At 62.9% G+C, this 7,743-nt stretch carries 7 protein-coding genes and 1 pseudogene; 4 read left to right on the top strand and 4 right to left on the bottom strand.

The genetic code is table 11. The features are described from left to right. Nucleotides 1-181: 181 nt before the first annotated feature. The 4 genes from rpoD to ACREBX_RS05955 all read right to left on the bottom strand — a co-directional run bounded on the left by rpoD (nucleotide 182) and on the right by ACREBX_RS05955 (nucleotide 5,108). Nucleotides 182-2,209: an RNA polymerase sigma factor RpoD gene (rpoD, locus tag ACREBX_RS05970; RefSeq protein WP_431560839.1), complete on the bottom strand. Its 2,028-nt coding sequence runs from the start codon at nucleotides 2,207-2,209 to the stop codon at nucleotides 182-184. Between the two features lie 34 nt (nucleotides 2,210-2,243). After that, a complete protein-coding gene (gene dnaG / locus ACREBX_RS05965) occupies nucleotides 2,244-4,142 on the bottom strand; it encodes a DNA primase (protein WP_431560838.1) in 1,899 nt (632 codons plus the stop codon). Then, on the bottom strand, nucleotides 4,139-4,534 hold the full coding sequence (locus tag ACREBX_RS05960) for an endonuclease domain-containing protein (protein WP_431560837.1): 396 nt from the start codon (nucleotides 4,532-4,534) through the stop codon (nucleotides 4,139-4,141). The genes dnaG and ACREBX_RS05960 overlap by 4 nt, the downstream gene beginning before the upstream one ends. Nucleotides 4,535-4,655: 121 nt before the next feature. Further along, entirely contained in the window at nucleotides 4,656-5,108 is a 453-nt protein-coding gene (locus ACREBX_RS05955; RefSeq protein WP_431560836.1) for a GatB/YqeY domain-containing protein, read from the bottom strand. Nucleotides 5,109-5,239: 131 nt separating this feature from the next. Between ACREBX_RS05955 and carA the strand changes: the two genes are divergently transcribed. The 4 genes and pseudogenes from carA to ACREBX_RS05935 form a co-directional block, all read left to right on the top strand. Continuing rightward, the gene (carA, locus tag ACREBX_RS05950; RefSeq protein WP_431560835.1) at nucleotides 5,240-6,517 is read left to right on the top strand and encodes a glutamine-hydrolyzing carbamoyl-phosphate synthase small subunit; all 1,278 of its coding nucleotides are present in this window, start codon (nucleotides 5,240-5,242) and stop codon (nucleotides 6,515-6,517) included. An 8-nt stretch (nucleotides 6,518-6,525) separates the two neighbouring features. Continuing rightward, nucleotides 6,526-6,981: a hypothetical protein gene (locus tag ACREBX_RS05945; protein ID WP_431560834.1), complete on the top strand. Its 456-nt coding sequence runs from the start codon at nucleotides 6,526-6,528 to the stop codon at nucleotides 6,979-6,981. Then, nucleotides 6,981-7,469 (top strand): annotated as a pseudogene (locus ACREBX_RS05940) (carbamoyl-phosphate synthase large subunit); the annotation flags it as partial. The gene ACREBX_RS05945 and the pseudogene ACREBX_RS05940, both read left to right, overlap by 1 nt. A 34-nt stretch (nucleotides 7,470-7,503) precedes the next feature. Then, nucleotides 7,504-7,743, top strand: a 240-nt coding sequence (locus ACREBX_RS05935) for a hypothetical protein (protein WP_431560833.1), incomplete at its 3' end; no start/stop codon positions are given.

The following is a 7,743-nucleotide window of genomic DNA, read 5'->3' as shown; positions in this document are numbered from 1 at the left end:
CCCACCCCGCTGCGGCTAGCCAGCAAGCTGGCAAGCCTCGCTGCCCCTCCCGCTTGCGGGAGGGGATACCCGCGCACCCACTCTTACGGCCGCTTCCCACCCCAAAGGCAGCCATTAGCCAGCGGATTTGCAAACGAAATGATCGCCAAAAAAAGGCCCCGTTGGAGCGGGGCCTTTCGTACTACTGGTCGAGGAAGCTGCGCATCTTGCGGCTGCGCGAGGGGTGCTTCAGCTTGCGGAGCGCCTTTGCCTCGATCTGGCGGATGCGTTCGCGCGTCACGCTGAACTGCTGGCCCACTTCTTCGAGCGTATGATCGGTGTTCATCCCGATGCCGAAACGCATGCGCAACACGCGTTCCTCGCGCGGGGTAAGCGACGCCAAAACTCGCGTAACCGTTTCCTTGAGGTTCGACTGCACCGCGGCGTCGACCGGGATGACCGCATTCTTGTCCTCGATGAAATCGCCGAGGTGGCTGTCTTCCTCGTCGCCGATCGGCGTTTCGAGGCTGATCGGCTCCTTGGCGATCTTCATCACCTTGCGGACCTTTTCGAGCGGCATCGACAGACGCTCGGCCATTTCTTCCGGGGTCGGCTCGCGGCCGCTTTCGTGGAGGAACTGGCGGCTGCAGCGCACCAGCTTGTTGATCGTCTCGATCATATGGACCGGGATGCGGATCGTTCTTGCCTGATCTGCAATGCTGCGGGTGATCGCCTGGCGGATCCACCAGGTTGCATAGGTCGAGAATTTGTAGCCGCGGCGATACTCGAACTTGTCGACCGCCTTCATCAGGCCGATATTGCCTTCCTGAATGAGGTCGAGGAACTGCAGGCCGCGGTTCGTATATTTCTTGGCGATCGAGATCACGAGACGCAGGTTCGCCTCGACCATTTCCTTCTTGGCGATGCGCGCTTCGCGCTCGCCCTTCTGGACCATGTTCACGACGCGGCGGAATTCGGTCAGGCTCATGCCCGCGGCTTGCGCGATTTCCGAGATTTCGATGCGGATGCGGTCGACTGCGCCGGCTTCATTCTCGGCGAAGGCGGCCCATTTCTTGTCGATCGACCCGACGCCATCGATCCAGTTTTCTTCGAGCTCGCGCCCGACATAATTGTCGAGGAACGACTTGCGCGGCACTTTGTGGCGTTCGGCAAGGCGCAGCATCTGGCCGCCGAGCGCGGTCAGGCGGCGGTTGTAGCTGTAGAGCTGGTCGACCAGATATTCGATCTTGGTGTTGTGGAACTGCACACCCTCGACCTGCGCGGTAAGGTCCTCGCGCAGCTTGTGATACTTCTTCTCCGATGCCGACGGGAATTCCTCGCCGCCCGAGAGCGACTCGAGGCGCGCGTCCTGCAGCTTCGAGAAGGCCTTGAAGCTCTTGGTGATGTTCGCGAATTTTTCGAGCGCGTCGGGCTTCAGCAGCTCTTCCATCGCCGCGAGGCTGAGGGTGTTGTCTTCCTCATCCTCTTCGAAGGTTTCGCGCTTGCCCGACGAGCTTTCGCCATCCTCGTCATCCGAGTCGGCGGCGGGTTCTTCCTCGACCTCGTCCTCGTCCTTGAACGAGACGCCGGCGGTCTTTTCGCTGATCTCGCCGTTGTCCGTGGCGCCTTCTTCCTCAAGGTTTTCGGGCGCCGGGTCCTTCGACAGCATCGCTTCCAGATCGACGATCTCGCGCAGCTGCATCTCGCCATTGTTGAGCGCGTTCGACCAGTCGATGATCGCGTTGAAGGTCAGCGGGCTTTCGCAGAGCCCGAGGATCATCGTATCGCGGCCGGCCTCGATGCGCTTCGCGATCGCGATTTCGCCTTCACGGCTGAGCAATTCGACCGCGCCCATTTCGCGCAGGTACATGCGAACGGGATCGTCGGTGCGATCGACCGTTTCCTTCTTCTTTTCGATCGCCGGGTTCGAAACCGAACCGGTGCCGGCGCTGACATCGACTTCGTCGTCGGGTTCGGCGTCGGCCTCTTCCTGCACATCTTCGTCGCTTTCGACGATGTTGATGCCCATGTCGGAGATCGCCGACATGATATCCTCGATCTGCTCGGACGACATTTCGTCCTGCGGCAGCGCCGCATTCAGCTCGTCATAGGTCAAATACCCGCGCTTCTTGCCGCGCGCGATCAGCTTTTTGACGTCGGCCTCGTTGAGGTCGATCAGCGGGCCGTCGGTGTCGGTATCGGTGTCGGCTGCGGTGCTTTTGGTGGCCATATAGTGTTCCTGCCTGCGGGCATTAAAGTGGTCTTCACTGGTCGCTGCTGTCGGACAGCGCGGCCAGTCGGCGGGTCAAATCCTCGTCCATCGCACGCAGCTTTTGCTGCCGAGCATGGCCTTCGTCGTCCATCGTGCGCATGTAATCCGCGGTCGCCTCGGCAAGCCGAGAGCGGATTTCGGGCTGTGTCACGAGCACGCCGATATATTCGTCAAGGTCGCGAAGCGCCGTTTCCCGCGCTGCTGCGGCCTCATCCTTGCTTTCCAGCCTGCGATTGAACGAGAAGTGCATTCCGTCGGCTCTGAGCAATGTCATCGCCCTATTATACACTTTCATTGGCTCCAATATGGCAAGCAACCCCTCGCAATCAAGCCCTTCCTGACGCATTGCGCTGTCAAGCATTACGCCGAGCAGTTCGGCGTCGCTTGAATCGCTCACCGGCAGCCGCGTCAGCGCCTCCTCGTTGCGCCGGAGCGCTTCGGGGTAACGCAGCAATCCGCCGATCAGCGCGGCGACATAAGGCGCCGAAATCCCGGCCTGCCCGATGGAACGCGTTTCGTCGGCCGGAGGTTGCAATCGCGGGTCGGGGCCGAAGCGGCGATTCCCCCCTCCATATTGTCCGCCGCGCGGCTGGTTCGGGGTCCATGGCTGGCGCTGCGTGCGCTCGGGCATTTTTCGCGCGAACAGCGTGTCGAGCCGCTCGCGGAAGGCTTCGCGATAATGGTGGCGGACGTCGGCGTCCTCGATCGCATCGGCGTGCGCGAGCAGGCGGGTCTTGAGCGCGGCGCGCTCCTCGGGGATCGCGAGCGGCCCTGCGGCGACCTCATGCGCCCAAAGCCGTTCGACGAGCGGCTGCGTTTCGTCGAGAATGATATTGAAACCCTCGGCGCCGCGCGCGCGGACGATGTCGTCGGGATCCTGCCCGGCTGGCAGCGTCGCAAACGCGAGGCTGAAGCCGGGTCGGAGTAGCGGCAATGCGCGCATCGCGGCGCGCATCGCCGCTTTCTGTCCCGCGGCATCGCCGTCGAAGCACAGCACGGGCACGGGAACCATCCGCCAGATCAGTCCGAGCTGCGCTTCGGTCAGTGCGGTGCCGAGCGGCGCGACCGCGTCGGCAATCCCCGCCTCGGCGAGCGCGATCACGTCCATATAGCCTTCGACGACGATGATCCGGTTCGTCTGCCGCGACGCCGGGCTTGCCTTGTCGATATTGTAGAGGACGCGGCCCTTGTCGAACAAAGGCGTGTCGGGCGAGTTCAGATATTTGGGCTCGCCGTCGCCCAAGATGCGTCCGCCGAACGCGATCACGCGCCCGCGCGCGTCGCGGATCGGGATCATCAGGCGGCCGCGGAACCGGTCGTACGGGTCCTTGTCCTCCACCGCGATCAGCATGCCGGACTCGACGAGCATTGCGGTCGGGAAATTCTTGAGCGCTTCCTTGAGCGCGCTGCGGCTGTCGGGGGCGAGGCCGAAGCCGAAGGCGGCGCGAGTCGAGTCAGAAATGCCGCGTTTCGTGAGATAGTCGCGCGCCGGGGCGCCATTGCTGCTGCCCAGCTGCTGGGTGAACCAGTCGGCGGCCCCCTGCACGACATCGCGCAGGCTCGCCTGCTCCTCGGCCTTTTTCGCGGCGCGCGGGTCGGCGGCGGGAACCTCCATCCCGGCTTCGGCGGCGAGTTCCTTGACCGCATCCATGAACGACAGCCCGCGCTGGTCGGTCATCCATCGGATCGCATCGCCATGCGCGCTGCAACCGAAGCAGTGGTAGAAACCCTTTTCGTCGTTGATCGTGAAGCTGGGGGTCTTTTCGTTATGGAAGGGGCAGCAGGCTTTGTACTCGCGACCTGCGCGCGTGACCTTCACGGTGCGGCCGATGAGGGTCGACAGGGTGATCCGCGAACGGAGTTCGTCCAGCCATTGCGGGGTGAGGCTCACGAGTCCCCCTCCCGCTTGCGGGAGGGGTTAGGGGTGGGTAGAAGGGCAAGAGCACGCTCGATCTCGCTCACGACGCCTTCGATGTTCGCCATCACGTCACGGTTCGTGAAACGAAGGACTCGAAACCCGTTTTCGGCAAGCCAATGATCCCGGTGCTCGTCATAAGCTTGGCGCATATCGTGCGAGTATCCATCGAGCTCGATGATCAAATTGGCTTCCCGGCAAAGGAAGTCTGCGAAGTAAGGCCCGACTGGCATCTGTCGGCTGAATTTCCAGCCGCCGATTTTTCGACCGGACAGGCAGCGCCATAGAGCCCGCTCGGCAGGAGTCGCGGCGTTGCGCAACTCCCTTGCGCGCTGCGTGTCGCGGGGCTGAAACTGTCCGTCCATCATAGGCGGTATGCCCACCCCCGACCCCTCCCGCAAGCGGGAGGGGGGAGAAGCAAAGGCGGCGCCATTTCGGTTCCCCTCCCGCTTGCGGGAGGGGTTAGGGGTGGGCAGCGCCGCTAGTTGATCAGCCCAAAGCCGCCTTCACCCAGCCCGACGCCTTGCTCATGTCGAGCTGGCTCCCAAGCCGGTCCTTCACCGCGGCCATAACCTTGCCCATATCCTTCAGGCTCTCGGCGCCCAGTTCCACCACGATCGCCTTGATCGCGGCCGTCGCGTCATCGTCGCTCAGCTGCGCCGGCAGGAAATCCTCGATCACCACAACCTCGGCCGCCTCGATGTCGGCGAGTTCCTGGCGGCCGCCCTGCTCGAACATCGTAATCGACTCGCGGCGCTGCTTGACCATTTTCTGCAATACGTCGGTGACCAGCACATCGTCGTCGGCCGGCGCGGTGCCGGTGCGCAGTTCGATGTCCTTGTCCTTGATCTTGGCCAGCATCAGCCGGATGGTGCCGAGCCGCGCCTTGTCGCCGCTTTTCATCGCGGCAACCTGCGCAGCCTTGATGTCGTCACGAATCATGCGTGTCCCCATGCGCTGCAAATTTCGGAAAGGCCCTCTCTAGCGAGAAGTTTCCCAATCCGATAGCTTGTGAATCACTTTTTTGGACCCTAATTGGTCGGCCGTTTAGCCCCCCGTCCGGAGCATGTTGAATGGCACCTGCCAACCCCTCAGTCGCGTCTACCACCCCGCCAGTTGGGGCGACGGGCGTCCTCGTCCTTGCCGACGGGACGATCCTGTGGGGCGTGGGATATGGCGCGGCCGGCGCAGGTGTGGGGGAGATTTGTTTCAACACCGCGATGACGGGCTATCAGGAAATCCTGACCGACCCGAGCTATGCGGGCCAGATCATCACCTTCACCTTTCCGCACATCGGCAATGTCGGCGCGAACCCCGAGGATATGGAACGCGACAAGCGCGGCGCGATCGGCTGCATCACGCGCGAACTTCCGACGCTGCCCAGCAATTTCCGCAGCGTGCAGACGTTGCCCGAGTGGATGGCGGTGCAAGGGTTGATCGGGCTGGCGGGGATCGACACGCGCGCGCTGACGCGGCGTATCCGCGACGGCGGCGCGCCGACCGGCGTTGTCGCGCACAGCCCCGAGGGCAAGTTCGATCTCGACAAGCTGCTGCTGCTCGCGCAGGGCTGGCCGGGGCTGGAGGGCATGGACCTTGCCAAGACGGTGACGCGTGAGCGGCAGGGCGCTTGGGATGCGGGGGTTTGGGCGCTGGGCAAGGGTTATTCTTCACCCCTCCCCTTTAGGGGAGGGGCCGGGGGTGGGGGCTCGCAGTCTGGCGCGGCGTCGAACGATGGCCCCCACCCCAACCCCTCCCCTGAAGGGGAGGGGCTTAAGGGCAAACCCCATGTCGTCGCGGTCGATTATGGTGCGAAGGACAATATCTTCCGCAACCTCGTACAGGCCGGCGCGCGCGTCACCGTGGTGCCCGCGAAGACCTCGCTCGACCAGATTGTCGCGTTGCGCCCCGCGGGGGTGTTCCTGTCGAACGGCCCCGGCGATCCGGCGGCGACGGGCGACTATGCGGTGCCGGTGATCAAGGGGCTGCTCGAACGCAATGTCCCGATCTTCGGCATCTGCCTTGGCCACCAGCTGCTCGCGATCGCCGCGGGGGCGAAAACCGTGAAGATGCACCAGGGCCATCGCGGCGCGAACCATCCGGTCCAGCGCGTCGGCGGCGATTTCGCCGACGGGGTGGTCGAGATCACCAGCATGAACCACGGCTTTGCGGTCGACGCATCGACGCTGCCGGGCGGCGTGGTCGAGACGCACAAGAGCCTGTTCGACGGATCGAACTGCGGCATCGCGATCACGGGGAAAAATGCGTTCAGCGTGCAATATCACCCTGAGGCGAGCCCGGGGCCGCAGGATAGTTTCTATCTGTTCGAGAAGTTTGTGGGTGGGCTCAAGTGAGCCTTGGTTTGAGCAGCTTGGTGGCGCTCATACTTATGCAGAACGCGCCTGCTGTATCTGTTTCGCAGGAACCGAAAATTGCGGGGCAAGTGCTGCGTGCGCAGTGGAGAATTTCTTGCCCTTCAGGCAGGATCGGCGCTGACGATCTGCCATTGTGCAGTGCGAAGCACTATGACGCGCCCTTTAGCGTGGAACGGACTGATGATGGAATGATGATGACGTTCATGGGCAAATGCTTCTCTAGGAAACATGAGAGGCAATATACCCAATCGATCGACGTCTTTGTTCGCCTGAAGCGCCGCTTATCCAAAGAAAATATCCTCAAATCATTCAATCACGCCTTCCGGGAGCGGCCCAAAAGCCCGAACCCGGAATGCGAGTATTTTACGGATTTCGAGATCGACCAGCGCCAGTTGCCCGGAATGGTCGAAGCCGTTTTCATCGAGAAGAAGCAGCCCTACTGATGCCCAAAAGAACCGACATCCAATCCATCCTCGTCATCGGCGCCGGCCCGATCGTTATCGGTCAGGCGTGCGAGTTCGACTATTCGGGGACGCAGGCAATCAAGGCGCTGAAGGAGGAGGGCTATCGCATCGTCCTCGTCAACTCCAACCCGGCGACGATCATGACCGATCCCGACCTCGCCGACGCCACTTATGTGGAGCCGATCACCCCCGAGATCGTCGCGAAGATCATCGCCAAGGAGCGCCCCGATGCGGTGCTGCCGACGATGGGCGGGCAGACCGCGCTCAACACCGCGCTGGCGCTGTTCAACGACGGCACGCTGACCAAATATGGCGTCGAGATGATCGGCGCCGATGCCGAGGCGATCGACAAGGCCGAGGACCGGATCAAGTTCCGCGACGCGATGACCAAGATCGGGCTGGAAAGCGCGCGCAGCGGCATTGCGCACACGCTCGACGAGGCGCTGACGTCACGATCGCCCAGCGGTCGGCAGGCAGGGCGTTGAGGAAGCTTGCCGCGCCATGGATGGATTCGATGCCCTCGACATCGTCGAACTCGGCCTGGGTCAGCGCCTCGACCTCGGTCATCACGTCGACGCCGGGCAGGTTCAGCCCGAGGATGGTTTCATAGGCACGAACACCGTGGATTGTCGGCAGGAAGGTTTCCACGTCGAGCCCATGCTTGATCGCCCATGCGGTCCAGACGCGTTCTGTGGAGGCGATCGACAAGGCCGAGGACCGGATCAAGTTCCGCGACGCGAT

Source organism: Sphingopyxis sp. (assembly GCF_050725655.1).
Taxonomy (GTDB): domain Bacteria; phylum Pseudomonadota; class Alphaproteobacteria; order Sphingomonadales; family Sphingomonadaceae; genus Sphingopyxis.
The sequence above is the reverse complement of the archived record's forward strand: the minus strand, read 5'-3'. Positions and strand labels throughout refer to the sequence as shown.